The organism is Neisseria cinerea, assembly GCF_900475315.1.
GTDB classification, from domain to species: domain Bacteria; phylum Pseudomonadota; class Gammaproteobacteria; order Burkholderiales; family Neisseriaceae; genus Neisseria; species Neisseria cinerea.
Genome location: NZ_LS483369.1, coordinates 1,623,199 through 1,646,964, shown reverse-complemented (window position 1 = coordinate 1,646,964; position 23,766 = coordinate 1,623,199). Strand labels below are relative to the sequence as shown.

Sequence of the window (23,766 nt, the reverse complement as noted above, 5' to 3'; positions counted from 1 at the left end):
GATAATCATTTGGAAAAGCAAAAGATAATACTGATATACTTGATTCAAGACAACATGCCCTGATAAGGAATACTATGACTGTACTGATTACCGGCGGCACCGGCTTTATCGGTTCGCACACCGCCGTCTCACTCGTCCAATCCGGTTACGATGTTGTGATTCTGGACAATCTGTGCAATTCTTCTGCCGCCGTCCTTCCGCGATTGCAACACATTACCGGCAGAAACATACCGTTTTATCAGGGTGATATCCGCGACCGTCAGGTTTTGAGACAGATTTTTTCGGAACATGAAATCGAATCCGTCATCCATTTTGCCGGTTTGAAGGCTGTGGGGGAAAGCGTTGCCGAGCCGATGAAATATTACAGCAATAATGTTTACGGCAGCCTGGTGCTGGCGGAAGAAATGGCGCGTGCAGGCGTGTTGAAAATCGTATTCAGCTCGTCGGCAACCGTTTACGGTAATCCCGACAAAACACCTTATACCGAAAACCTTCGCCCGGGCGACACGACCAATCCTTACGGTGCGTCCAAGTCGATGGCGGAGCGGATTTTAACCGACATCCAAAAAGCCGACCCGCGCTGGAGCGTCATCCTGTTGCGCTATTTCAATCCGATCGGCGCACACGAAAGCGGTCTGATCGGGGAACAGCCCAACGGTATTCCTAACAACCTTTTGCCCTATATCTGTCAGGTCGCCGGCGGAAAACTGGAACAACTGTCGGTATTCGGTGGCGATTACCCCACACCCGACGGCACCGGTATGCGCGACTACATTCATGTGATGGACTTGGCAGAAGGGCATATCGCGGCAATGAAGGCAAAAGGCGGCCTTTCCGGCGTACATTTGTTCAACTTGGGTTCGGGCCGCGCCTATTCCGTCTTAGAAATCATCCGTGCCTTTGAAGCCGCATCCGGTTTGAGCATTCCTTACCAAATCAAACCCCGTCGTGCCGGCGACCTTGCCTGTTTCTTTGCCGATCCGTCCTATACCAAACAACAGACAGGCTGGGAAACCAAACGCAGCCTTGCGCAAATGATGGAGGATTCGTGGCGTTGGGTCAGCCGCAACCCCAACGGATACGGGGATTAAATGCAAACCGCAAACAAAAAAACCATCCTCGTTACCGGTGGCGCGGGCTTTATCGGTTCTGCCGTTGTCCGTCATATTATCCAAAACACCCAAGACTCTGTCGTCAATGTCGATAAGCTGACTTATGCCGGCAATTTGGAATCTTTGACTGAGGTAGCCAATAATCCTCGCTATGCTTTTGAGCAGGTAGATATTTGCGACCGTGCAGAACTCGACCGCGTATTCGCACAACACCGGCCTGATGCCGTGATGCACTTGGCAGCGGAAAGCCATGTCGACCGCTCTATCGATTCGGCAGGCAAATTTATCCAAACCAATATCGTCGGCACATTCAATCTGCTTGAAGCGGCCCGCGCCTACTGGCAACAAATGCCGTCTGAAAAACGCGAAGCCTTCCGTTTCCACCATATTTCTACCGATGAAGTCTATGGCGATTTGCACGGCACAGACGATTTGTTTACTGAGACCACGCCATACGCGCCGTCCAGCCCCTACTCTGCCTCTAAAGCGTCCAGCGACCACCTCGTCCGCGCATGGTTGCGTACTTACGGTTTACCGACCATCGTAAGCAACTGCTCCAACAACTACGGCCCTTACCATTTCCCGGAAAAACTCATCCCTTTGATGATTCTGAACGCGCTTGACGGCAAACCGCTGCCCGTTTACGGCGACGGGATGCAAATCCGCGACTGGCTGTTTGTCGAAGACCACGCGCGCGCGCTGTATCAGGTTGTTACCGAAGGTGTTGTCGGCGAAACCTACAATATCGGCGGCCACAATGAAAAAGCCAATATTGAAGTCGTCAAAACCATCTGCGCCCTGCTGGAAGAGCTTGTTCCTGAAAAACCGGCCGGTGTAGCGCGCTACGAAGACTTGATTACTTTCGTACAAGACCGTCCCGGCCATGACGCGCGCTACGCCATTGATGCGGCCAAAATCGGCAAGAAGCTGGGCTGGGAACCGCAGGAAACATTCGAATCCGGCATCCGCAAAACAGTGCAATGGTATTTGGACAACAAAACCTGGTGGCAAAACGTATTGAACGGCAGCTACCGTTTGGAACGTTTAGGCACTGGAAAATAAGTTTTCAGACGGCCTGTTCCCATATTAGGCCGTCTGAAAATCATGCAAACACACACTACTCAGGAGAAAACTCATGAAAGGCATTATCCTTGCCGGCGGCAGCGGCACACGCCTCTACCCCATCACGCGCGGCGTATCCAAACAGCTGCTGCCCGTATACGACAAGCCCATGATTTACTATCCCCTGTCCGTATTGATGCTGGCAGGAATCCGCGATATTTTGGTCATTACCACGCCTGAAGACAACGCCTCTTTCAAACGCCTGCTCGGCAACGGCAGCGATTTCGGCATTTCCATCAGTTATGCCGTGCAACCCAGCCCGGACGGCTTGGCACAGGCATTTATCATCGGCGAAGAATTTATCGGCAACGACAATGTTTGCTTGGTTTTGGGCGACAATATTTTCTACGGCCAATCGTTTACGCAAACATTGAAACAGGCCGCCGCCAAGACCCACGGCGCAACCGTATTCGGTTATCAGGTCAAAGACCCCGAACGTTTCGGCGTGGTTGAATTTGACGAAAACTTCAACGCCCTGTCTATCGAAGAGAAACCGCAACAGCCCAAATCCGATTGGGCGGTAACCGGCTTGTACTTCTACGATCAACGCGTCGTCGAGTTCGCCAAACAAATCAAACCGTCCGCCCGTGGCGAATTGGAAATTTCCGACCTCAACCAAATGTATTTGGAAGACGGTTCATTATCCGTCCAAATCTTAGGACGCGGTTTTGCATGGTTGGACACCGGCACCCATGAGAGCCTGCACGAGGCTGCTTCCTTCGTCCAAACCGTGCAAAACATCCAAGACCTGCACATCGCCTGCCTGGAAGAAATCGCTTGGCGCAACGGTTGGCTGACGAAAAAAGATGTAGAAACACGAGCAAAACATTTGGAAAAAACCGCCTACGGGCAATACCTGCTGCACCTGATCGGCAAATAAATGCCGTCTGAACCACTTTCTTCAGACGGCATACAGAGAAATTCATGAACATCATCGACACCGCACTCCCCGACGTAAAACTTTTAAAACCGCAAGTCTTCAAAGACGGGCGCGGCTTTTTTATGGAAACCTTCCGAGACGGGTGGTTCAAAGAAAATATTGCCGATCGAACCTTCGTGCAGGAAAACCATTCCAAATCCGGCAAAGGCGTATTGCGTGGCCTGCACTACCAAACCGAAAACACACAAGGCAAACTCATACGCGTAGTTGTCGGCGAAGTGTTCGACGTGGCCGTCGATATGCGAGAAGGTTCGCCGACTTTCGGCAAATGGACAGGCGCAACCCTGTCGGCGCAAAACCAATACCAGCTTTGGATACCCGAAGGCTTCGCACACGGTTTTTACGTTTTGAGCAACACGGCCGAACTTACCTACAAATGCACGGACTATTACAAGCCGGAAGCCGAACAGGTTTTAATATGGAACGACCCGGCAATAGGCATAGACTGGCCGCTTCAAACCGCGCCGCTGCTTTCGCCCAAAGACCTTGCCGGCAAAACGTGGGCACAAGCCGAAAAGCTCCGCCTTACGCTTTCCCGATAAAAAATGCCGTCTGAACGTTTCAGACGGCATTTTTTCCGACAGGCTACCTACCCGCCTTCAGTACGCGCTGTGCAAAGAAAAACATCCCGGTAACGAAGAACGCCAAACCCAACCATGAGGCGGCGGCATCCCAGTTTTCCAGATTCAACGCAAGCGGCGCATCCGAGCCGCCGTTGGTCACGGAGAAGGCAATAATAAACGCCATAATCACACCAATCAGGCTTTCACCGACAATCAGGCCGGCGGAGAACAAGGTTCCGATACGCTCGGCGTTTTTCAGACGGCCTTCACGGTTTTCCGCTTTTTTACCGATGATGTGTTTCAACACCGCCGCCAACACTGCGCCGATCACGATAGGCATAGTGACGGACGGCGGCAGGTAGATGCCCATGCCGACCGCGAGGACAGGCAGTGCGCGTTTTCCGCCGGACGATTTTTTCAACACCAAATCAACGACGATCAACACCGCGCCGATCGCGATGCCGGTGAAGATGTACGCCCATTCAAGGTTGTGGGCGAAGATACCCGACGCAATGGTCGCCATCAAAGTCGCTTGAGGGGCTGCCAAAGCCTGCGCCGCATCCATGCCTTCGCGCGGCATTGCACCGGTAAAGCCGTAGGCTTCGTAAAGCAGTTCCAACACGGGTGAAATAACCAGCGCACCGACGATACAACCGATAATCAGGGCGACTTGCTGCCGCCAAGGCGTGGCTTTGAGCAAGTGGCCGGTTTTCAAGTCTTGCAGGTTGTCATTGGAAATCGAAGCCACGCAGATTACTGCCGAGCCGCAGAAAAGCGTCAACGCCAGTAAGAATTTGCGGTTGGCTTCATCCGCCATCAAACCGCCTGATTCGCCTACAACCAATAAAACCAGCGAAATGATAACAATGGAAACGATACCCACGCCGGAAATCGGGCTGGAAGACGAGCCGACCAAACCCGCCATATAACCGCAGGCGGCGGCGATCAAAAAGCCGATGACGGAAGCCAGAAGCGTGCAAACGACCACTAAAAGCCAAGCCATACCACCCGTAATGTGCGAATCACCGATAAAGTGGTAAAACGACACGCCTAGAATAAGCATCATGGACAATACCCAGAAAATCATGGCTTTAGGCGACAAATCCTGTTCGGCGCGTTCTGTAGCGGGTGCACTGCTGCCAAAACTCTTGAACGACATCTTCATGCCTTCCACCATTGGCTTGATCAGCATCAATAAGGTCCAAACCGCGGCAATACCGATGGTTCCCGCGCCGATAAAGCGTACTTTTTCCTTCCATAGTTTCATGGCGAATGCCGCCATTTCCATATCGGAAGGCTGGGGAATATGTGAGGAGAAATACGGAACGGCAATACCCCACGCAATCGAAATGCCCAACAGGATGGCGATACCGCCCGTCAATCCGACCAAATAGCCCGCGCCCAACAATGCCATTGAAAAACCCATCGGCAGTTGGAAAATCGCCGTGCCGCTTTTGAACCAATAACTCGCACTATCGGCAATCACGCGCAAACCATTGGAACAAAAGCTCATAAAGCCTGCCAATGCGCCGCCTGCCGCCAGCTCTTTAATACCGCTGCCGCCCTGACGGTCTTCCTCTTCCTCGTGGCTGCCGACTTTCAAAATCTCCGCCGCCGCCACGCCTTCGGGATAAGGCAACTCGCTTTTCACCACCATCGCGTAACGCAGCGGAATGGTGAAAATCACCCCCAAAATCCCGCCCGCCATACATAACAGCACAGTCTGCCAAAACGGAAAACCGCTCCAATAGCCCGCCATCAACAAACCGGGCAGAACAAAAATAATGCTCGAAAGCGTACCCGCCGCAGAAGCCTGCGTCTGCACCATATTGTTTTCCAAAATATTGCTGCCTTTGAAAAACTTTAAAACCGCCATCGAAATCACTGCTGCGGGAATCGACGATGCAAAGGTCAACCCGACTTTCAAGCCGAGATAAACGTTAGACGCAGTAAAAATCACGGTAATCAATGCGCCGAGTATCATGCCGCGGAGCGTCAGTTCGCGGTATTCTTCAGCAGAACCGGATAAAGATTTGCTCATTACTCTTCCTTTAAAAAACAGACTTTCACATATTGTTGGCATCACATCATAATGTCAAGTTTTAAAAAGAACAGTTAAAAACAGTTATACAGCCGTATCCCATATTCCCCTGAAAATACAAAAAACTATTTTCAGACAATAAAACAGCCGTATCAGGGAGATGCCCCAATACGGCTGTTTGTTTCCAAACTTTAAAACTAATCAAACAAATCGCGCAGCTTGTCTAAAAACGATTTCTTACGCGGTGTTTGATTTTCCAACCCGGTAGAAATCCGCTCAAACTCTTCCAAAAGCTCTTTTTGACGGTCGGTCAAATTAACAGGCGTTTCGACAACAATATGGCAGTACAAATCACCGATTGCACTACTGCGCAATGATTTGACACCCTTACCTTTCACACGCATCCTTCTGCCTGTCTGGGTTTCTTTTGGAATAGTAAGCTTAACCTTGCCGTCCAACGTCGGTACTTCCAACTCACCGCCCAGAGCAGCTGTGGCAAAACTAATCGGCAGTTCGCAATGCAAATCCAAACCATCGCGTTGGAAAATCTTATGGGCCCTGATACGCACCGTTACATACAAATCGCCTGCAGGCGCACCATGCCTTCCCGGCTCGCCTTCCCCGCTCAAACGGATACGTTGTCCGTCATCTATGCCTGCAGGAATATTCACTTCTACAGCCTTGCCGGTTTTATTCCGTCCTTCCCCGTGACATTTAATACAAGGGTCTTTAATATGCTTACCCGCACCATGACAAGTCGGACAAGTCTGTTGCATACGGAAAATCGCCTGCTGGATGTGCACCGTACCCGAGCCTTTACAAGTCGGACAGGTTTCAGGGGATGTCCCGGGTTTCGCACCGCTGCCGTTGCAGACATCGCACGCTTCATAAGTCGGAATATTGATGCGTTTCTTCACGCCTTTTGCTGCTTCTTCAAGCGTGATTTCGATACCGACTTGAACATCCTCACCCTGATAATCAGGCTGGGCACGCCCTGAACCGCCTCCAAACATTTGGCTGAAAATATCCCCAAAGTCAAAACCTTGAGCACCGCCAAATCCGCCAAACCCTCCAAATCCTCCTTGACCTCCTCCTTCAAATGCTGCATGGCCATATTGGTCATACATAGCACGCTTTTCTTTATCGGACAAAGTTTCATATGCCTTTTGTACTTCTTTAAACTTCTCTTCCGCCTCTTTATTATCAGGATTACGGTCAGGATGATACTTCATTGCCAATTTACGGTAGGCTTTTTTAATTTCTTCATCGGTAGCTGTTCTTGCTACACCCAACGTCGCGTAAAAATCTTGATTACTCATCTTTTCATCTAATTCAAAATAAAATTACCAGTAAAATAAGGGCAACAGGATAAAACACAAGGTTTCCAAAACAAAAACCGTCTTTCAGACGGCATTTCTCCTTCTACTATGTTGGGGATGTATCGGATATCGACGTCTTTATCTACCCAATAATTAAAAAGACAAAATTTTTATTCCACCCCAACCTATCTAGCCGTTAAAAAAGAAAGAGGCAAAAAACAAGCTCATTTAGCTGATGTAAAACCAGTAAACGGTCATCATACGATATTTGTACATACCTTCAAATACAGCTCAAAATGATCTTGAGGAATGCCGTTAAACTTACGTAATTTACATTTTGGTTTCTAAAAATTCTAAATTCCGTTAATAAGGTTTTATCGTTGTGGAAATGTATACTGTGATTGATGTGGAAGCGGGTAAATCCGTTTACATCCAATATGTCATAACCGTGGTAGCAGCCGATATAAATAACGCTGTCAGGCTTAACCTGTTAAAGGATAATCAGCAACAATAAGCGGCTGGTACCGAAACACTGAAAATCTTACCATCGCGCTTTAAAACCCGATTACGATTACGGCGACTTTCCCCGCTGATCCGCGACTGCATTTGCCTTTACAGTGTCTATCAAAATAGCTTTCATCGGCTATCACTTCTCCGTTGAAGATCTCCAAATACGGACTATTCTGATAGATAGGTAGACGTAAACAGTGAAAATAATGGGTGGAGGCATTTTTGTTTACGCCAATCCACTCAGAATAGCTGTTATGGTTGTGATGCCTGTAACAAATAGTTCAATGAGCCTGTTTTGCTTATATCGGCTTAGCAACTTTCTCTCGTGGGATAATTCTGACTCAGATGTAAATATCCCTAGTTATTTAGGATGATTCCTAAAAGAAAACATAAATTATTTCCTTATGAAAATAATATGAAACTTCAAATTCCCATATTAAAAAACAGGGAAGTTCCCAAATATCCCTCAAACATTAATCTAAATTCCCAGAAAAAAGGGCGTCAGAATCTTATCTGACACCCTTTTATTTCCTTCCCGCCCTATTTTTTAGCTGCGGGTAAAGCCGGTTTGGCTGGGGCCTTAGCCGCAGGCGCACCGACAGAAGCCTGGTCCTTCAGCTTCGCCAACACCGCAGGGCCGATACCCTTAACCTTCGTCAACTCGTCCACAGACTTGAACGCACCGTTTTGCGCACGGTATTCCACAATGGCCTTTGCCTTCGCCGGACCTATTCCCGGCAGCGCCTCCAATTCCTGCTGGGAAGCGGCATTGACGTTTACCGCAGCAAAAGAGAAGGCGCAGGAGAACAGCATACAGAACAATACAAACATTTTTTTCATAGTTTTTCCTTCAACGTGTGGTAAATAATAAAATTACGTCATTTTAAAATGAATATCCCAAAATTTCAAGTATCCCTCCACAAACCCAACCGGACACCTCACAGATACCGTCCCGCCATCCCCGACATTTTTTCCTGGCAAAGCAAAAACCCCCGGATATCCGGGGGTTTTCTGAATGGGTGTTTGGCAGTGACCTACTTTCGCATGGAAGAACCACACTATCATCGGCGCTGAGTCGTTTCACGGTCCTGTTCGGGATGGGAAGGCGTGGGACCAACTCGCTATGGCCGCCAAACTTAAACTGTTACAAATCGGTAAAGCCTTAATCAATATATTCGGTGATGACTGAATCAGTCAGTAAGCTTTTATCTCTTGAAGTTCTTCAAATGATAGAGTCAAGCCTCACGAGCAATTAGTATGGGTTAGCTTCACGCGTTACCGCGCTTCCACACCCCACCTATCAACGTCCTGGTCTCGAACGACTCTTTAGTGTGGTTAAACCACAAGGGAAGTCTCATCTTCAGGCGAGTTTCGCGCTTAGATGCTTTCAGCGCTTATCTCTTCCGAACTTAGCTACCCGGCTATGCAACTGGCGTTACAACCGGTACACCAGAGGTTCGTCCACTCCGGTCCTCTCGTACTAGGAGCAGCCCCCGTCAAACTTCCAACGCCCACTGCAGATAGGGACCAAACTGTCTCACGACGTTTTAAACCCAGCTCACGTACCACTTTAAATGGCGAACAGCCATACCCTTGGGACCGACTACAGCCCCAGGATGTGATGAGCCGACATCGAGGTGCCAAACTCCGCCGTCGATATGAACTCTTGGGCGGAATCAGCCTGTTATCCCCGGAGTACCTTTTATCCGTTGAGCGATGGCCCTTCCATACAGAACCACCGGATCACTATGTCCTGCTTTCGCACCTGCTCGACTTGTCGGTCTCGCAGTTAAGCTACCTTTTGCCATTGCACTATCAGTCCGATTTCCGACCGGACCTAGGTAACCTTCGAACTCCTCCGTTACTCTTTGGGAGGAGACCGCCCCAGTCAAACTGCCTACCATGCACGGTCCCCGACCCGGATTACGGGTCTGGGTTAGAACCTCAAAGACACCAGGGTGGTATTTCAAGGACGGCTCCACAGAGACTGGCGTCTCTGCTTCTAAGCCTCCCACCTATCCTACACAAGTGACTTCAAAGTCCAATGCAAAGCTACAGTAAAGGTTCACGGGGTCTTTCCGTCTAGCAGCGGGTAGATTGCATCTTCACAACCACTTCAACTTCGCTGAGTCTCAGGAGGAGACAGTGTGGCCATCGTTACGCCATTCGTGCGGGTCGGAACTTACCCGACAAGGAATTTCGCTACCTTAGGACCGTTATAGTTACGGCCGCCGTTTACTGGGGCTTCGATCCGATGCTCTCACATCTTCAATTAACCTTCCAGCACCGGGCAGGCGTCACACCCTATACGTCCACTTTCGTGTTAGCAGAGTGCTGTGTTTTTAATAAACAGTCGCAGCCACCTATTCTCTGCGACCCTCCTAGGCTTACGGAGCAAGTCCTTAACCTTAGAGGGCATACCTTCTCCCGAAGTTACGGTATCAATTTGCCGAGTTCCTTCTCCTGAGTTCTCTCAAGCGCCTTAGAATTCTCATCCTGCCCACCTGTGTCGGTTTGCGGTACGGTTCGATTCAAACTGAAGCTTAGTGGCTTTTCCTGGAAGCGTGGTATCGGTTACTTCGTGTCCGTAGACACTCGTCGTCACTTCTCGGTGTTAAGAAGACCCGGATTTGCCTAAGTCTTCCACCTACCGGCTTAAACAAGCTATTCCAACAGCTTGCTAACCTAACCTTCTCCGTCCCCACATCGCATTTGAATCAAGTACAGGAATATTAACCTGTTTCCCATCGACTACGCATTTCTGCCTCGCCTTAGGGGCCGACTCACCCTACGCCGATGAACGTTGCGTAGGAAACCTTGGGCTTTCGGCGAGCGGGCTTTTCACCCGCTTTATCGCTACTCATGTCAACATTCGCACTTCTGATACCTCCAGCACACTTTACAATGCACCTTCATCGGCCTACAGAACGCTCCCCTACCATGCCGGTAAACCGGCATCCGCAGCTTCGGTTATAGATTTGAGCCCCGTTACATCTTCCGCGCAGGACGACTCGACCAGTGAGCTATTACGCTTTCTTTAAATGATGGCTGCTTCTAAGCCAACATCCTGGCTGTCTATGCCTTCCCACTTCGTTTACCACTTAATCTATCATTTGGGACCTTAGCTGGCGGTCTGGGTTGTTTCCCTCTTGACAACGGACGTTAGCACCCGCTGTCTGTCTCCCGAGGAACCACTTGATGGTATTCTGAGTTTGCCATGGGTTGGTAAGTTGCAATAACCCCCTAGCCATAACAGTGCTTTACCCCCATCAGTGTCTTGCTCGAGGCACTACCTAAATAGTTTTCGGGGAGAACCAGCTATCTCCGAGTTTGTTTAGCCTTTCACCCCTATCCACAGCTCATCCCCGCATTTTGCAACATGCGTGGGTTCGGTCCTCCAGTACCTGTTACGGCACCTTCAACCTGGCCATGGATAGATCACTCGGTTTCGGGTCTACACCCAGCAACTATTCGCCCTATTAAGACTCGGTTTCCCTACGCCTCCCCTATTCGGTTAAGCTCGCTACTGAATGTAAGTCGTTGACCCATTATACAAAAGGTACGCAGTCACACCACTAGGGTGCTCCCACTGTTTGTATGCATCAGGTTTCAGGTTCTATTTCACTCCCCTCCCGGGGTTCTTTTCGCCTTTCCCTCACGGTACTGGTTCACTATCGGTCGATGATGAGTATTTAGCCTTGGAGGATGGTCCCCCCATATTCAGACAGGATTTCACGTGTCCCGCCCTACTTTTCGTACGCTTAGTACCACCGTTGTGATTTTGAATACGGGACTATCACCCACTATGGTCAAGCTTCCCAGCTTGTTCTTCTATCTCAACAGTTATCACGTACAGGCTCCTCCGCGTTCGCTCGCCACTACTTGCGGAATCTCGGTTGATTTCTTTTCCTCCGGGTACTTAGATGGTTCAGTTCTCCGGGTTCGCTTCTCTAAGTCTATGTATTCAACTTAGGATACTGCACAGAATGCAGTGGGTTTCCCCATTCGGACATCGCGGGATCATAGCTTTATTGCCAGCTCCCCCGCGCTTTTCGCAGGCTTACACGTCCTTCGTCGCCTATCATCGCCAAGGCATCCACCTGATGCACTTATTCACTTGACTCTATCATTTCAAGAACTTCTTTGACTTCGTTTACCTACCCGTTGACTAGGGAAGCAAACTTGAAATTTCTACTTTGATAAAGCTTACTGCTTTGTTGTGTCTTAATCCTGCCTTTTGTGTTTCAGGATTAAGTCGATACAATCATCACCCAAATACTGTGTTTGTTTTCTTTTCTCTCGCGAGAGATTTTTACCCTTTGCAAAAGGTAAAAATCAAAACAAACTCATTGTCTTTGTTTGTTGATTTCGGCTTTCCAATTTGTTAAAGATCGATGCGTCGTTATTCTACTTCGCAAATCAAAATAAGCTGCTAAAAATAGCAAACTTGCTTTCATTTGTAAAGTTTTGGTGGAGGCAAACGGGATCGAACCGATGACCCCCTGCTTGCAAAGCAGGTGCTCTACCAACTGAGCTATGCCCCCGTTATTGGTGGGTCTGGGAGGACTTGAACCTCCGACCCCACGCTTATCAAGCGTGTGCTCTAACCAGCTGAGCTACAAACCCGGATTCTCTTCTTAAGCGAACCTTGCCTTCACTCAAGCTTCTTCCGCATCTTTTCAGTTTACCGATAAGTGTGAATGCCTAAAGCCTCTTCTTTCTCTAGAAAGGAGGTGATCCAGCCGCAGGTTCCCCTACGGCTACCTTGTTACGACTTCACCCCAGTCATGAAGCATACCGTGGTAAGCGGACCCCTTGCGGTTATCCTACCTACTTCTGGTATCCCCCACTCCCATGGTGTGACGGGCGGTGTGTACAAGACCCGGGAACGTATTCACCGCAGTATGCTGACCTGCGATTACTAGCGATTCCGACTTCATGCACTCGAGTTGCAGAGTGCAATCCGGACTACGATCGGTTTTGTGAGATTGGCTCCACCTCGCGGCTTGGCTACCCTCTGTACCGACCATTGTATGACGTGTGAAGCCCTGGTCATAAGGGCCATGAGGACTTGACGTCATCCCCACCTTCCTCCGGCTTGTCACCGGCAGTCTCATTAGAGTGCCCAACTGAATGATGGCAACTAATGACAAGGGTTGCGCTCGTTGCGGGACTTAACCCAACATCTCACGACACGAGCTGACGACAGCCATGCAGCACCTGTGTTACGGTTCCCGAAGGCACTCCTCCGTCTCTGGAGGATTCCGTACATGTCAAGACCAGGTAAGGTTCTTCGCGTTGCATCGAATTAATCCACATCATCCACCGCTTGTGCGGGTCCCCGTCAATTCCTTTGAGTTTTAATCTTGCGACCGTACTCCCCAGGCGGTCAATTTCACGCGTTAGCTACGCTACTGAACAATCAAGTTGCCCAACAGCTAATTGACATCGTTTAGGGCGTGGACTACCAGGGTATCTAATCCTGTTTGCTACCCACGCTTTCGAGCATGAACGTCAGTGTTATCCCAGGAGGCTGCCTTCGCCATCGGTATTCCTCCACATCTCTACGCATTTCACTGCTACACGTGGAATTCTACCTCCCTCTGACACACTCTAGTCACCCAGTTCAGAACGCAGTTCCCAGGTTGAGCCCGGGGATTTCACATCCTGCTTAAGTAACCGTCTGCGCTCGCTTTACGCCCAGTAATTCCGATTAACGCTCGCACCCTACGTATTACCGCGGCTGCTGGCACGTAGTTAGCCGGTGCTTATTCTTCAGGTACCGTCATCAGCCGCTGATATTAGCAACAGCCTTTTCTTCCCTGACAAAAGTCCTTTACAACCCGAAGGCCTTCTTCAGACACGCGGCATGGCTGGATCAGGCTTGCGCCCATTGTCCAAAATTCCCCACTGCTGCCTCCCGTAGGAGTCTGGGCCGTGTCTCAGTCCCAGTGTGGCGGATCATCCTCTCAGACCCGCTACTGATCGTCGCCTTGGTAGGCCTTTACCCCACCAACTAGCTAATCAGATATCGGCCGCTCGAATAGCGCAAGGCCCGAAGGTCCCCTGCTTTCCCTCTCAAGACGTATGCGGTATTAGCTGATCTTTCGATCAGTTATCCCCCACTACTCGGTACGTTCCGATATGTTACTCACCCGTTCGCCACTCGCCACCCAAGAAGCAAGCTTCTCTGTGCTGCCGTCCGACTTGCATGTGTAAAGCATGCCGCCAGCGTTCAATCTGAGCCAGGATCAAACTCTTATGTTCAATCTCTAACTTTTTAACTTCTGGTCTGCTTCAAAGAAACCGACAGGACAATGTTCAAAACATCATCTTGTCTGTCTTTCAAACAGTGTGAGGCTCAAGGCACTCACACTTATCGGTAATCTGTTTTGTTAAAGAGCGTTTGAACTATTAAGTACGCAACAGTATCGGAATATCCAATACGGCTTAAACCAAACCGTGCTATACTTCTCCGTTTCATTACCGCCGCTTCGTCAGCAGCGAAGAACCGAACTATACGCTTGAAGACGTATACGGTCAATACCTCACCTTGCCTTTTTTTAATTATTTTCTCCATCTCGCTGTCTGATAAGGTTTTTTATTTCGCCACAAACCACATCCGACTCGAAATTTACCTGCCTCCATCTTAATCTGCTTCCCTTTTTCTGTCATGTGGCTTGAAAATAACCAAAAGACAAATTTAGTCAGCAAACTGTTTTTTCATTCTCTCCCGACGCTCTTGCGCCTCTACGGATAAAGTGGCCGTCGGTCGCGCCATCAGCCGTTTCAGACCGATAGGCTCTCCTGTATCAGCACAGAACCCATAATCACCCTCATCTATATTGCGGATGGTTGCCTGTATTTTACTAAGGAGTTTACGCTCCCTATCCCGTGTACGAAGTTCCAATGCATACTCTTCCTCCTGCGTAGCACGGTCGGCAGGATCGGGGGCTGATTCATGTTCCTGGAGGTGTCCTGTCGTAACAGATGCATTCTCTATGAGTTCATCTTGCATTTTAACCAGCAATTCGCGAAAAAAAGCCAAATGATCGTCATTCATGTAATCATCTTCAGGCCCGTTCCAATTTAAAATATCTTGTTCTGTCAACTTTGCCATAATGTATCTCTTCTCGATCCATAGCAAAACAAAGCATAAAATAGCTTTATTTTATTGATTTTTATAAAAGTTATTGCATAATGTGTTTTTAAAGAACGCGCATGATAACATGTTTTGAATTTAAGTTTTTATTTTCTTTCCATTATTGATATTGCTGTTCCATTTCCTGTGAACGGCGCACACAGGCACAAACGCCTTCTTCTATCGCTTCGACAACGTGATGGCGGTTGAATGTTTCTATTGCTTCGTGCGTCGTTCCGCCTTTCGAGGTTACCTTTTGGCGGAGTTGCCCAAACTCTTCCCCCGTCTGTTCCGCAAGAGAAACTGCGCCTTTGAATGTTGCCAAACTGAGTGCGCGAGCCTCTTCTGCATTAAAACCCTGACCGATAGCGGCATTCTGCAAAGCATCCAGCAGATAAAACACATAAGCCGGCCCGCTGCCGCTGATGCCGGTAATGCCGTGCATTTTTTCCTCATCATCCAACCAAACAGTCAAACCGACAGATTTCATCATTTGATCGGCAATTTTACGGTCTGTTTCCGATACCTCCGTAACGGCATACATACCGGATACGCCCAATCCTATTTTCCCGGGTGTATTCGGCATAACCCGGACAATGCGGCGTGTTCCCCCGAGGTAACGGCTGAGCGCATCGACCGACAATCCGGCTGCAACAGAAAGCACCAATGCACCATTGGTGCGGATATTTTTGCACGCGGCTTCCATATCCTGCGGCTTGACGGCAAGAATCAAAACATCACCCGAATGCAATTCTGGCAAGGTTTCAGAAGTTTCGACCCCCAACTCTTTTTCCAAACGTTCGCGTTTTTCCGCACCCCGATTGGCTATATGGATACGGTATCCCCCTTGTTTGACTAATCCGCCTGCGATGGCCGCCGCCATATTGCCGCCGCCGAGAAAATAAACATTCATTATTTCTACCCTATTCAAAATTACCTTACTAAATTCATTCCCAGTTTTTTTACCATCGGACGCGCTCGGACAGGCTGTTTCGCTTCAATCCCTGCTTTTCCAAGCAGTTAAATCCTTCTTGCCTGAAGGTTTCGATTAAAGGCTGTTTGTCGCGCGTACGCCAATCCAACCCGCAGGCTTTAAACTTCCTTATTTTCCTGTAAAAGTAAGATTGTCGTGCGGATTCATATTCATTTGCCCTGACGGAACGATTGCCGTCTGAAAGCGGTATCTCGTAGTCCTCTAAAGACGGCGGACTCTCGCCGACAATATCCCAAAAATCGATGGCGGCCGGTTTTCTCGGCTTACACCAGCCAAACAGGGACGAACACTCATACCAACCCGCCAACTGACAGCCGGCTACCGTAAACATAAGCAATAACGCCATTGCAGTATATTTTATTGTGCGCATTCCAATCCGCTCCTTTTCCCGAAAATCGCGCTGCCGATACGGACATGTGTCGCACCGCACTCAATGGCGGCAGACATATCGTCCGACATCCCCATAGACAGCACATCCGCCTTAACGCCTGCCGTATTGAGGTCGGAAAGCAGTTTCCGCATCGTCTGAAATTGCGCCTTCAATTCCGCTTCACTGCCGCCGGCTTTGGCGACGCACATCAAGCCGCGTACGACGATATTCGGCAACTTCGCCACTTCCACCGCAAGCGCGACCGCTTCTTCGGGCGCAACACCGTGCTTTGCCGCCTCGCCCGCAATATTCACCTCGATACACACCTGCAAAGGCGGCATTGAGGAAGGGCGCTGTTCGCTCAAACGGCGGGCGGTTTTCAGACGGCATACGGTATGCACCCAATGCGCGCGTTCGGCGACAAATTTGGTTTTATTGGACTGCACATCGCCGATAACATGCCACACAATGTCGGTCAAATCCGCCAATTCTTCCGTTTTACCGTACCACTCCTGAATATAGTTCTCGCCAAAATCACGCTGTCCGGCAGCGTAAACTTCGCGGATGCCGTCTGAAGGGAAAGTCTTACTGACGGCAATCAGGCTGACAGAATGCGGCTTCCTGCCCGCCTGCAGAACCAATTTCCCGATACGTTCGGACACCTCCCGATAACGCTGTTGCAACACCGTCATAGATTATCCCCTATTAAAAATGATTAAACGGTTGAAACCCCTCCAGTCAGGACGGTAGAATCAGGGTTGTTAGAACCATTCCAACCAATCGAAACATTATACTAAACAGAGCCGCATTATGCAGATTACCGACTTACTCGCCTTCGGCGTTAAAAACAAAGCATCCGACCTCCACCTGAGTGCGGATATGTCCCCCATGATCCGTGTCCACGGCGACATCCGCCGCATTAACCTTCCTGAAATGAGCGCGGAAGAAGTCGGCAACATGATTACCTCCGTCATGAACGATTACCAGCGCAAAGTTTACCAACAAGATTTAGAGGTGGACTTTTCATTCGAACTGCCCAACGTCGCCCGTTTCCGCGTCAACGCCTTCAACACCGGACGCGGGCCTGCCGCCGTATTCCGCACCATTCCCAGCACCGTCCTTTCCCTGGAAGAACTAAGGGCTCCGCGCATTTTCCAAAAAATTGCCGAATCTCCGCGCGGTATCGTTTTAGTAACCGGTCCGACCGGTTCGGGCAAATCAACCACACTTGCTGCGATGATCAACTACATTAACGAAACCCAACCGGCACACATCCTGACCATCGAAGATCCGATCGAATTCGTCCACCAAAGCAAAAGATCCCTGATTAACCAGCGCGAACTGCACCAACACACCCACAGCTTTGCGAATGCCTTGCGTTCCGCACTGCGTGAAGACCCCGACGTTATCCTTGTCGGCGAGATGCGCGACCCCGAAACCATCGGTCTGGCACTGACCGCCGCCGAAACAGGACACTTGGTTTTCGGTACGCTGCATACAACCGGTGCGGCAAAAACCGTCGACCGTATCGTGGACGTATTCCCCGCCGGAGAGAAAGAAATGGTGCGCTCCATGCTGTCGGAATCGCTGACCGCGGTCATCTCCCAAACCCTACTGAAAACGCGCGACGGCAACGGCCGTGTCGCCGCACACGAAATCCTGATTTCCAATCCCGCCGTCCGCAACCTCATCCGCGAAAACAAAATCGCGCAAATCAATTCCGTCCTGCAGACCGGACAGGCAAGCGGTATGCAGACTCTGGACCAATCGCTGCAATCACTCGTCCGCCAAGGCATGATTACCCCCGAAGTTGCGCGCAAACGCGCTCAAAACAGCGAAAGCCTGGGCATCTAACAAACACTGCCTTCAGACGGCAACATACCCTAAAACACCTTCCACAAGGGAAAACACAATGAGCGAAAACCAACTGCACGACATCTTAAGCGAAATGGTGCAGGTTTATTCACAAAAAAACCAAACCCGCATCGAAACCCCTGCAAAAATCGGCACGCACCTCCATCCCCTGCTCGACCGTATGTGCGAAGAAGCTGAAGCGCGCGGCGCATCCGACATCATTATCAGCAAAGGCTTTCCCCCATCCTTAAAAATCAACGGCACCCTGACCATACACCCCCACAAGGCGCTAACTGATGAAGAGACTGCCGCCATTGCAGAATCGACCATGAATGCCGACCAGTTGGAGACCTTTATCCGCGAACGCGAAATCAACTACTCCGTCCAATCGCGCAGCAACACGCGTTACCGCGTCAACGCACACTACCACCAAGGCTGCGTAGGCATCGTGCTGCGCCGCATTAATCAACGCATTCCCGAAATGCAGGCACTGGGCTTGCCGGAAAAACTTAAAGACCTCTCTTTAGCTCCACGGGGGCTGCTGATTATTGCCGGCCCGACCGGTTCCGGCAAATCGACCACCATGGCAACCATGCTCGAACACCGCAACCAGCAAACGCCCGGCCACATCATCACCATCGAAGACCCGATAGAGTTTATCTACAAACCGCGCCGTTGCATTTTCACACAACGCGAAATCGGCATCGATACTACCAACTGGCAGACCGCCGTACAAAACTCCATGCGCCAGTCGCCCGACGTCATCTGCATCGGCGAGGTCCGCAACAGGGAAAGCATGGAATACGCCATGCAGCTTGCCCAAACCGGCCACCTGTGCGTCTTTACCCTGCATGCCAACACCGCATCGCAGGCATTTGAGCGTATCCTCAACTTTTATCCCGAAGAGGCCCACAAACAGGTATTGACCGATCTCTCACTCAACCTGACCGGCATCATCTGCCAACGCCTTGCAATCAAGAAAAATAAAGACGGGCGCACTGCCGTCGTCGACCTCTTGATCAACACACCGGCAGTACAGGACCTTATCCTCAAAGGAGACATCATAGGTCTGCGCTCCCTCATGGAAAGCGCCCAAACCGACGGCATGCAGACCATGGACCAAAACCTCTTCAAACTCTACAACCAAAACATTATCGACTACGAAGAAGCACTGCGTCAGTCGGTATCCGCCAACGACCTGAGGCTGCGCATCCAGCTTTACGAAGAAGGCAGACACCCCGACCGCCTTTACGACAGGATTAACGACCTCAACCTCGTTTCCTGATTGACGAAATACCCGATGCCGTCTGAAAACCCCTGCCGTTTTCAGACGGCATCTCTTCATCATCCGCATCCGTGTGCTACACTTCATTCACCTCATAACAATAAATCCGACAAACCCATGAAAGCCCTTCCGATCAAATCACTCCTCATCACCTCTCTGCCCGTTTTCGCCAGCGTCTTCACTGCCGCCGCCACCGTCCTGCAGATAGGCGAACCTAAGCTCGCCATGCCCTTCGTACTCGGCATTATTGCCGGTGGCCTTGTCGATTTGGACAACCGCCTGACCGGACGGCTGAAAAACATCATTGCCTCCGTCGCCCTGTTCACCCTCTCCTCGCTCACGGCGCAAAGTACCCTCGGCACAGGGCTGCCCTTCATCCTCGCCATGACCCTCATGACCTTCGGCTTCACCATTTTAGGCGCGGTCGGGCTCAAATACCGCACCTTCGCATTCGGCGCACTCGCCGTCGCCACCTACACCACCCTCACCTACACCCCCGAGACCTACTGGCTGACCAACCCCTTTATGATTCTGTGCGGCACCGTACTGTACAGCACCGCCATCATCCTGTTCCAAATCATCCTACCCCACCGTCCCGTTCAAGAAAACGTCGCCAACGCCTACGAAGCGCTCGGCAGCTACCTCGAAGCCAAAGCCGACTTTTTCGATCCCGACGAAGCCGAATGGATAGGCAACCGCCACATCGACCTCGCCATGAGCAACACAGGCGTCATCAACGCCTTCAACCAATGCCGTTCCGCCCTGTTTTACCGCCTTCGCGGCAAACACCGCCACCCGCGCACAGCCAAAATGCTACGCTACTACTTTGCCGCCCAAGACATACACGAACGCATCAGCTCCGCCCACGTCGATTATCAGGAAATGTCCGAAAAATTCAAAAACACCGACATCATCTTCCGCATCCACCGCCTGCTCGAAATGCAGGGGCAGGCATGCCGCAATGCCGCCCAAGCACTCAGGGCGGGCAAAGACTACACATACAGCAAACGCCTCGGCCGCGCCATCGAAGGCTGCCGCCAGTCGCTGCGCCTCCTTTCAGACGGCAACGACAATCCCGACATCCGCCACCTCGGCCGCCTGCTCGACAACCTCGGCAGCGTCGACCAACAATTCCGCCAACTCCAGCACAACAGCCTTCAAGTGGAAAACGACCGCATGGGCGACACCCGCATCGCCGCCATAGAGACCGGCAGCCTCAAAAACACCTGGCAGGCAATCCGTACGCAGCTGAACCTCGAATCAGGCGTATTCCGCCATGCCGTCCGCCTGTCCCTCGTCGTTGCCGCCGCCTGTACCATAGTCGAAGCCCTCAACCTCAACCTCGGCTACTGGATACTGCTGACCGCCCTTTTCGTCTGCCAGCCCAACTACACCGCCACCAAAAGCCGCGTCCGCCAGCGCATCGCCGGTACCGTACTCGGCGTAATCGTCGGCTCGCTCGTCCCCTACTTCACCCCGTCTGTCGAAACCAAGCTTTGGATCGTCATCGTCAGCACCACCCTATTCTTCATGACCCGCACCTACAAATACAGCTTCTCGACATTTTTCATCACCATTCAGGCACTGACCAGCCTGTCGCTTGCAGGGTTGGACGTATATGCCGCCATGCCCGTGCGCATCATCGACACCATTATCGGCGCATCCCTTGCCTGGGCGGCGGTCAGCTACCTGTGGCCCGACTGGAAATACCTCACGCTCGAACGCACCGCCGCCCTTGCCGTACGCAGCAACGGTGCCTATCTCGAAAAAATCACCGAACGCCTCAAAAGCGGCGAAACAGGCGACGACGTCGAATACCGCGCCACCCGCCGCCGCGCCCACGAACACACCGCCGCCCTCAGCAGCACCCTCTCCGACATGAGCAGCGAACCCGAAAAATTCGCCGGCAGCCTGCAACCCGGCTTCACCCTGCTCAAAACCGGCTACGCCCTGACCGGCTATATTTCCGCCCTCGGCGCATACCGCAGCGAAATGCACGAAGGGTGCAGCCCCGACTTTACAGGCAGGTTTTACCATGCCGCGGAACACGCCGCACACATCTTCCAAAACCTGCCCGACATGGAACCCGACCGCTTCGACGCCGAATTAGACAGCCTGCGCGGAGAGCTTGACAGCCTGCGCGCGCAAAGCGTCGGCGCGCAAAGCCACATCTTCCTCCAACAGCTCCAACTCATCGCCCGACAGCTCGAACCCTACTACCGCGCCTACCGCCAAATTCCGCACAGGCAGCCCCAAAACGCCGCCTGAAGTGAAAACCGGCCGCCCGATGCGCCGCCCATGCCGCATCAGGGCGGTTTTCCTCCCGTTCGGAACGAAAAAATGCCGTCTGAAACAGGTTCAGACGGCATTTTGCCGCAGGCGGCAGACTGTGGATTACGGACGGGCTTAACGGCGGCAGACGGCAGGCAGCGACCGCGGCTCTATCGTCCCGCCGCACACCCAGGTAATGATGCCGCTTTCGCTATCGCGCGTGGGCGACAGCGTCAGTATTTTGCCCTTGTGATACCCTTTATCGAAGGGTACGGAAATTTTCGCAGTATCCGCTTCGACGGTAACGCCGCCATGCAGGATATACGTCCCGCCCATCCTGGCGGCCGCGCTGCCGACGCCGCCTGACGGGGAAACTTCCACCGCATCGGGCAGATGGTTGTAAATAGAGGCATAAATTCCGATTTCGGTTTTCAGCTCATCCAGCAGATAGTAAGTTTCGGCAACCTGCGCCCTAGCCGCATAGTCTTGATAGGCAGGCAGGGCGAACATGGTCAGTATCCCCAAGATTGCCGTTACAATCATCAGCTCGATCAGCGTAAACCCGTAAGGTTTGTTCTTCATATTTATATTTTTTATGGTTAGTTTATCCGCATGATTATAATCGATATTCCCGCCGCCCCCAACTTTTCCGCCACCATCCGGATCGCGGCAACAGGCGGCAATACGGGGCAAGGCGAACGGAAACCCAAAACGCGCCCCGAAATAAAAAATGCCGTCTGAAACAGCCTCAGACGGCATTTTGTTTTTCTTATCAGGTTTAAACCTGATTATATCCTTATTAATGTGAATTACCAGCAGATGCAGCAGGTGCAGCTGCAGCTTTAGTTCGGCAGTTTGCAGGAACGTGTTTTGCCTCGCTATCACCTTGGTATGTACAAGCCCATTCAACAGGAGACTCTGAATTAGTTTGAGTAGGAGTCAAAACAAAGATAGGATCGTGAGTAGCACCGGTAGCTTTAGTGGTTACAGTGATTACACCTTTTTTAGCAATCGCGATAGATGCTACATACTTAGTACCGGTTTTAGGGAAAGTATAACCGTTATTATCAGGCGTAACTGCATCCAAACCACCCAAAGAAGCGGCAGTTTCCGCTACTGCCAATTTAGCAGGCGCAGCCAAGTTCAGACCTTCGGATACTTTAGCGCGGATGGTGTAGTCTTGGTATGCAGGGAATGCGATAACGGCCAGAATACCCAGGATGGCGATAACGATCATCAGCTCGATCAGGGTGAAACCTTTTTGGATTGCTTTCATGGGATAACTCCTAAGTTTAAAGTTTAAGTGAAAAATAAAATGTTTTTCGGCATCTGCCAAAAAATTGTCAAACCCGTAATGTATTTGACCTGAGGTCTTTTTTACTTTGCCTTTCGGCTTGTCTTTCTTCTAGCAAACGGCGTGCCAAAACCTTGCTAAACGCTGCATTTTTTTTAAAATTTTTTATTATTTTATTGTTTTTAAAATATATTTTTATTATTTTAATTTTCTTTTCACGATTTTTTGAAAGGGCGGGCGTGGCGCAGGGCTGACGTTTTTGGTCACTTTTGACATTTTTGGTCAGTTTTGAGCTGACATTTTTTGTCATGTGCCGTTTTTTGTCAGTTTGGGATGACGTTTTTTGTTATGTGCCGTTTTTTGTCGGTTGGGCGCGGTGTTTCGGTCGGGCTGTTTCCCTGATGCAAAAAAATCCGCCGTTTCCGACGGGGCGGAAAGGGCGGTGGTTTGCCCTGTTGCCGTTGCGGCCGCCGTGTTCGGCAGGCAGGTGCAAGGCGGGCACAGGCGGGAAAAGGGAAATCAGGCGGTTTTGTTTTTAAGGGGGAGCTTGATGTGGGGTTTGGCGGGTTTCGGGGCTTCTTTCAAGCCCAGCTCGATTTGCTGCTCCTCGCTCAGGAGGTTGCTCCAGTCGCCTTTTTTATACCAGTCGCGCCCGTCCAGCTCGATGGGGTGTTGGATGCGCTCGCAGCCGTTGCCGCACTGCAAATCATCTTCGCGGCAATATTTGTCGCACCCCCAGCAGATGCGCTCGGGGTTTTTGGGGAATATAGGGAATTTTTTCGCCATGATATGTGCCTCGTTTTTTTTTATTGGATGAAATTATAGGGGATGCGGCGGCAACGGTTTCGGGTTTATACGTTTTTTACGCGCAGGGGTTAAGGTTTGTGAAATACCGTATGAGGCGGTTTCGGTATTTTATACGGTAAATGTGTCAGGCGCGTGGGCGTTTT

Annotated in this window: 18 protein-coding genes, 2 tRNA genes, 3 rRNA genes and 2 pseudogenes; 8 read left to right on the top strand and 17 right to left on the bottom strand. The window is 50.8% G+C overall.

All coding sequences use genetic code 11. The features are described from left to right. Positions 1-74: 74 nt before the first annotated feature. The 4 genes from galE (at position 75) to rfbC (ending at position 3,716) form a co-directional block, all read left to right on the top strand. Positions 75-1,091, top strand: a complete 1,017-nt coding sequence (gene galE, locus DQM57_RS08505) for a UDP-glucose 4-epimerase GalE (protein ID WP_111727520.1) — start codon at positions 75-77, stop codon at positions 1,089-1,091. Next, positions 1,092-2,174 carry a dTDP-glucose 4,6-dehydratase gene (gene rfbB, locus DQM57_RS08500; protein ID WP_111727519.1) on the top strand — a complete coding sequence of 361 codons (1,083 nt, stop codon included), beginning with the start codon at positions 1,092-1,094 and terminating at the stop codon, positions 2,172-2,174. A gap of 73 nt (positions 2,175-2,247) precedes the next feature. Beyond that, a complete protein-coding gene (gene rfbA, locus DQM57_RS08495; RefSeq protein WP_111727518.1) occupies positions 2,248-3,114 on the top strand; it encodes a glucose-1-phosphate thymidylyltransferase RfbA in 867 nt (288 codons plus the stop codon). 44 nt (positions 3,115-3,158) lie between these two features. Further along, positions 3,159-3,716: a dTDP-4-dehydrorhamnose 3,5-epimerase gene (gene rfbC / locus DQM57_RS08490; protein WP_111727517.1), complete on the top strand. Its 558-nt coding sequence runs from the start codon at positions 3,159-3,161 to the stop codon at positions 3,714-3,716. Between the two features lie 43 nt (positions 3,717-3,759). On the opposite strand, the gene DQM57_RS08485 is transcribed toward rfbC, so the two are convergent. The 13 genes and pseudogenes from DQM57_RS08485 to DQM57_RS08420 form a co-directional block, all read right to left on the bottom strand. Continuing rightward, positions 3,760-5,778: an OPT family oligopeptide transporter gene (locus DQM57_RS08485; protein WP_111727516.1), complete on the bottom strand. Its 2,019-nt coding sequence runs from the start codon at positions 5,776-5,778 to the stop codon at positions 3,760-3,762. A 197-nt stretch (positions 5,779-5,975) separates the two neighbouring features. Then, positions 5,976-7,097, bottom strand: coding sequence for a molecular chaperone DnaJ (gene dnaJ, locus DQM57_RS08480; RefSeq protein ID WP_003678346.1), 1,122 nt, complete (start codon positions 7,095-7,097; stop codon positions 5,976-5,978). Positions 7,098-7,354: 257 nt separating this feature from the next. Continuing rightward, positions 7,355-7,923, bottom strand: a pseudogene (locus DQM57_RS08475) (IS1595 family transposase). A gap of 224 nt (positions 7,924-8,147) precedes the next feature. Then, positions 8,148-8,536: pseudogene (locus tag DQM57_RS08470) on the bottom strand (helix-hairpin-helix domain-containing protein). A gap of 92 nt (positions 8,537-8,628) precedes the next feature. Beyond that, positions 8,629-8,742: ribosomal RNA gene (gene rrf / locus DQM57_RS08465) — 5S ribosomal RNA — on the bottom strand. A gap of 96 nt (positions 8,743-8,838) precedes the next feature. Beyond that, a 23S ribosomal RNA gene (locus DQM57_RS08460) occupies positions 8,839-11,730 on the bottom strand. Between the two features lie 345 nt (positions 11,731-12,075). Continuing rightward, positions 12,076-12,151 (bottom strand) — tRNA-Ala (locus DQM57_RS08455). Positions 12,152-12,156: 5 nt separating this feature from the next. Beyond that, positions 12,157-12,233: transfer RNA gene (locus tag DQM57_RS08450), tRNA-Ile, on the bottom strand. A 100-nt stretch (positions 12,234-12,333) separates the two neighbouring features. After that, a 16S ribosomal RNA gene (locus DQM57_RS08445) occupies positions 12,334-13,874 on the bottom strand. Together the 16S, 23S and 5S rRNA genes with 2 tRNA genes alongside form the textbook arrangement of a ribosomal RNA operon. Before the next feature lie 436 nt (positions 13,875-14,310). Next, the gene (dksA, locus tag DQM57_RS08435) at positions 14,311-14,727 is read right to left on the bottom strand and encodes an RNA polymerase-binding protein DksA (RefSeq protein WP_111727515.1); all 417 of its coding nucleotides are present in this window, start codon (positions 14,725-14,727) and stop codon (positions 14,311-14,313) included. A gap of 142 nt (positions 14,728-14,869) precedes the next feature. Next, positions 14,870-15,661: a pyrroline-5-carboxylate reductase gene (gene proC / locus DQM57_RS08430; RefSeq protein WP_111727514.1), complete on the bottom strand. Its 792-nt coding sequence runs from the start codon at positions 15,659-15,661 to the stop codon at positions 14,870-14,872. Positions 15,662-15,710: 49 nt separating this feature from the next. Further along, positions 15,711-16,118: an RNA-binding protein gene (locus DQM57_RS08425; RefSeq protein ID WP_111727736.1), complete on the bottom strand. Its 408-nt coding sequence runs from the start codon at positions 16,116-16,118 to the stop codon at positions 15,711-15,713. Continuing rightward, positions 16,100-16,804: a YggS family pyridoxal phosphate-dependent enzyme gene (locus tag DQM57_RS08420; protein WP_111727513.1), complete on the bottom strand. Its 705-nt coding sequence runs from the start codon at positions 16,802-16,804 to the stop codon at positions 16,100-16,102. The genes DQM57_RS08425 and DQM57_RS08420 overlap by 19 nt, the downstream gene beginning before the upstream one ends. 118 nt (positions 16,805-16,922) lie before the next feature. Between DQM57_RS08420 and DQM57_RS08415 the strand changes: the two genes are divergently transcribed. The 4 genes from DQM57_RS08415 to DQM57_RS09985 all read left to right on the top strand — a co-directional run bounded on the left by DQM57_RS08415 (position 16,923) and on the right by DQM57_RS09985 (position 21,661). Further along, a complete protein-coding gene (locus DQM57_RS08415) occupies positions 16,923-17,966 on the top strand; it encodes a type IV pilus twitching motility protein PilT (RefSeq protein ID WP_003678398.1) in 1,044 nt (347 codons plus the stop codon). A 58-nt stretch (positions 17,967-18,024) separates the two neighbouring features. Continuing rightward, positions 18,025-19,251: a PilT/PilU family type 4a pilus ATPase gene (locus DQM57_RS08410; protein WP_003678396.1), complete on the top strand. Its 1,227-nt coding sequence runs from the start codon at positions 18,025-18,027 to the stop codon at positions 19,249-19,251. 117 nt (positions 19,252-19,368) lie between these two features. Next, positions 19,369-21,519 carry a YccS family putative transporter gene (yccS, locus tag DQM57_RS08405; RefSeq protein ID WP_111727512.1) on the top strand — a complete coding sequence of 717 codons (2,151 nt, stop codon included), beginning with the start codon at positions 19,369-19,371 and terminating at the stop codon, positions 21,517-21,519. 19 nt (positions 21,520-21,538) lie between these two features. Then, complete coding sequence (locus tag DQM57_RS09985; RefSeq protein ID WP_003678392.1) at positions 21,539-21,661, top strand: hypothetical protein; 123 nt, start codon at positions 21,539-21,541, stop codon at positions 21,659-21,661. Here DQM57_RS09985 and DQM57_RS09980 read toward each other — a convergent pair. The 4 genes from DQM57_RS09980 to DQM57_RS08385 all read right to left on the bottom strand — a co-directional run bounded on the left by DQM57_RS09980 (position 21,658) and on the right by DQM57_RS08385 (position 23,602). Next, complete coding sequence (locus tag DQM57_RS09980; protein WP_269460473.1) at positions 21,658-22,281, bottom strand: pilin; 624 nt, start codon at positions 22,279-22,281, stop codon at positions 21,658-21,660. The two genes, DQM57_RS09985 and DQM57_RS09980, sit on opposite strands and share 4 nt — an antisense overlap. A 40-nt stretch (positions 22,282-22,321) precedes the next feature. Beyond that, a complete protein-coding gene (locus DQM57_RS08395) occupies positions 22,322-22,798 on the bottom strand; it encodes a pilin (protein ID WP_108044216.1) in 477 nt (158 codons plus the stop codon). Positions 22,799-22,865: 67 nt separating this feature from the next. Then, positions 22,866-23,126 carry a hypothetical protein gene (locus tag DQM57_RS08390; protein ID WP_111727511.1) on the bottom strand — a complete coding sequence of 87 codons (261 nt, stop codon included), beginning with the start codon at positions 23,124-23,126 and terminating at the stop codon, positions 22,866-22,868. 209 nt (positions 23,127-23,335) lie between these two features. Further along, positions 23,336-23,602, bottom strand: coding sequence for a DUF3079 domain-containing protein (locus DQM57_RS08385; protein ID WP_019271767.1), 267 nt, complete (start codon positions 23,600-23,602; stop codon positions 23,336-23,338). Positions 23,603-23,766 lie beyond the last annotated feature (164 nt).

Coding starts and splice junctions, on each gene's coding strand:
- proC (WP_111727514.1), bottom strand. CDS start 15,661: ATGAATGTTTATTTTCTCGGCGGCGGCAATATGGCGGCGGCCATCGCA.
- dksA (WP_111727515.1), bottom strand. CDS start 14,727: ATGGCAAAGTTGACAGAACAAGATATTTTAAATTGGAACGGGCCTGAA.
- rfbC (WP_111727517.1), top strand. CDS start 3,159: ATGAACATCATCGACACCGCACTCCCCGACGTAAAACTTTTAAAACCG.
- rfbA (WP_111727518.1), top strand. CDS start 2,248: ATGAAAGGCATTATCCTTGCCGGCGGCAGCGGCACACGCCTCTACCCC.
- DQM57_RS08385 (WP_019271767.1), bottom strand. CDS start 23,602: ATGGCGAAAAAATTCCCTATATTCCCCAAAAACCCCGAGCGCATCTGC.
- DQM57_RS09980 (WP_269460473.1), bottom strand. CDS start 22,281: ATGCCGTCTGAGGCTGTTTCAGACGGCATTTTTTATTTCGGGGCGCGT.
- DQM57_RS08420 (WP_111727513.1), bottom strand. CDS start 16,804: ATGACGGTGTTGCAACAGCGTTATCGGGAGGTGTCCGAACGTATCGGG.
- DQM57_RS08415 (WP_003678398.1), top strand. CDS start 16,923: ATGCAGATTACCGACTTACTCGCCTTCGGCGTTAAAAACAAAGCATCC.
- DQM57_RS08485 (WP_111727516.1), bottom strand. CDS start 5,778: ATGAGCAAATCTTTATCCGGTTCTGCTGAAGAATACCGCGAACTGACG.
- DQM57_RS08410 (WP_003678396.1), top strand. CDS start 18,025: ATGAGCGAAAACCAACTGCACGACATCTTAAGCGAAATGGTGCAGGTT.
- DQM57_RS08395 (WP_108044216.1), bottom strand. CDS start 22,798: ATGAAAGCAATCCAAAAAGGTTTCACCCTGATCGAGCTGATGATCGTT.
- galE (WP_111727520.1), top strand. CDS start 75: ATGACTGTACTGATTACCGGCGGCACCGGCTTTATCGGTTCGCACACC.
- DQM57_RS09985 (WP_003678392.1), top strand. CDS start 21,539: ATGCGCCGCCCATGCCGCATCAGGGCGGTTTTCCTCCCGTTCGGAACG.
- yccS (WP_111727512.1), top strand. CDS start 19,369: ATGAAAGCCCTTCCGATCAAATCACTCCTCATCACCTCTCTGCCCGTT.
- DQM57_RS08390 (WP_111727511.1), bottom strand. CDS start 23,126: ATGACAAAAAATGTCAGCTCAAAACTGACCAAAAATGTCAAAAGTGAC.
- rfbB (WP_111727519.1), top strand. CDS start 1,092: ATGCAAACCGCAAACAAAAAAACCATCCTCGTTACCGGTGGCGCGGGC.
- dnaJ (WP_003678346.1), bottom strand. CDS start 7,097: ATGAGTAATCAAGATTTTTACGCGACGTTGGGTGTAGCAAGAACAGCT.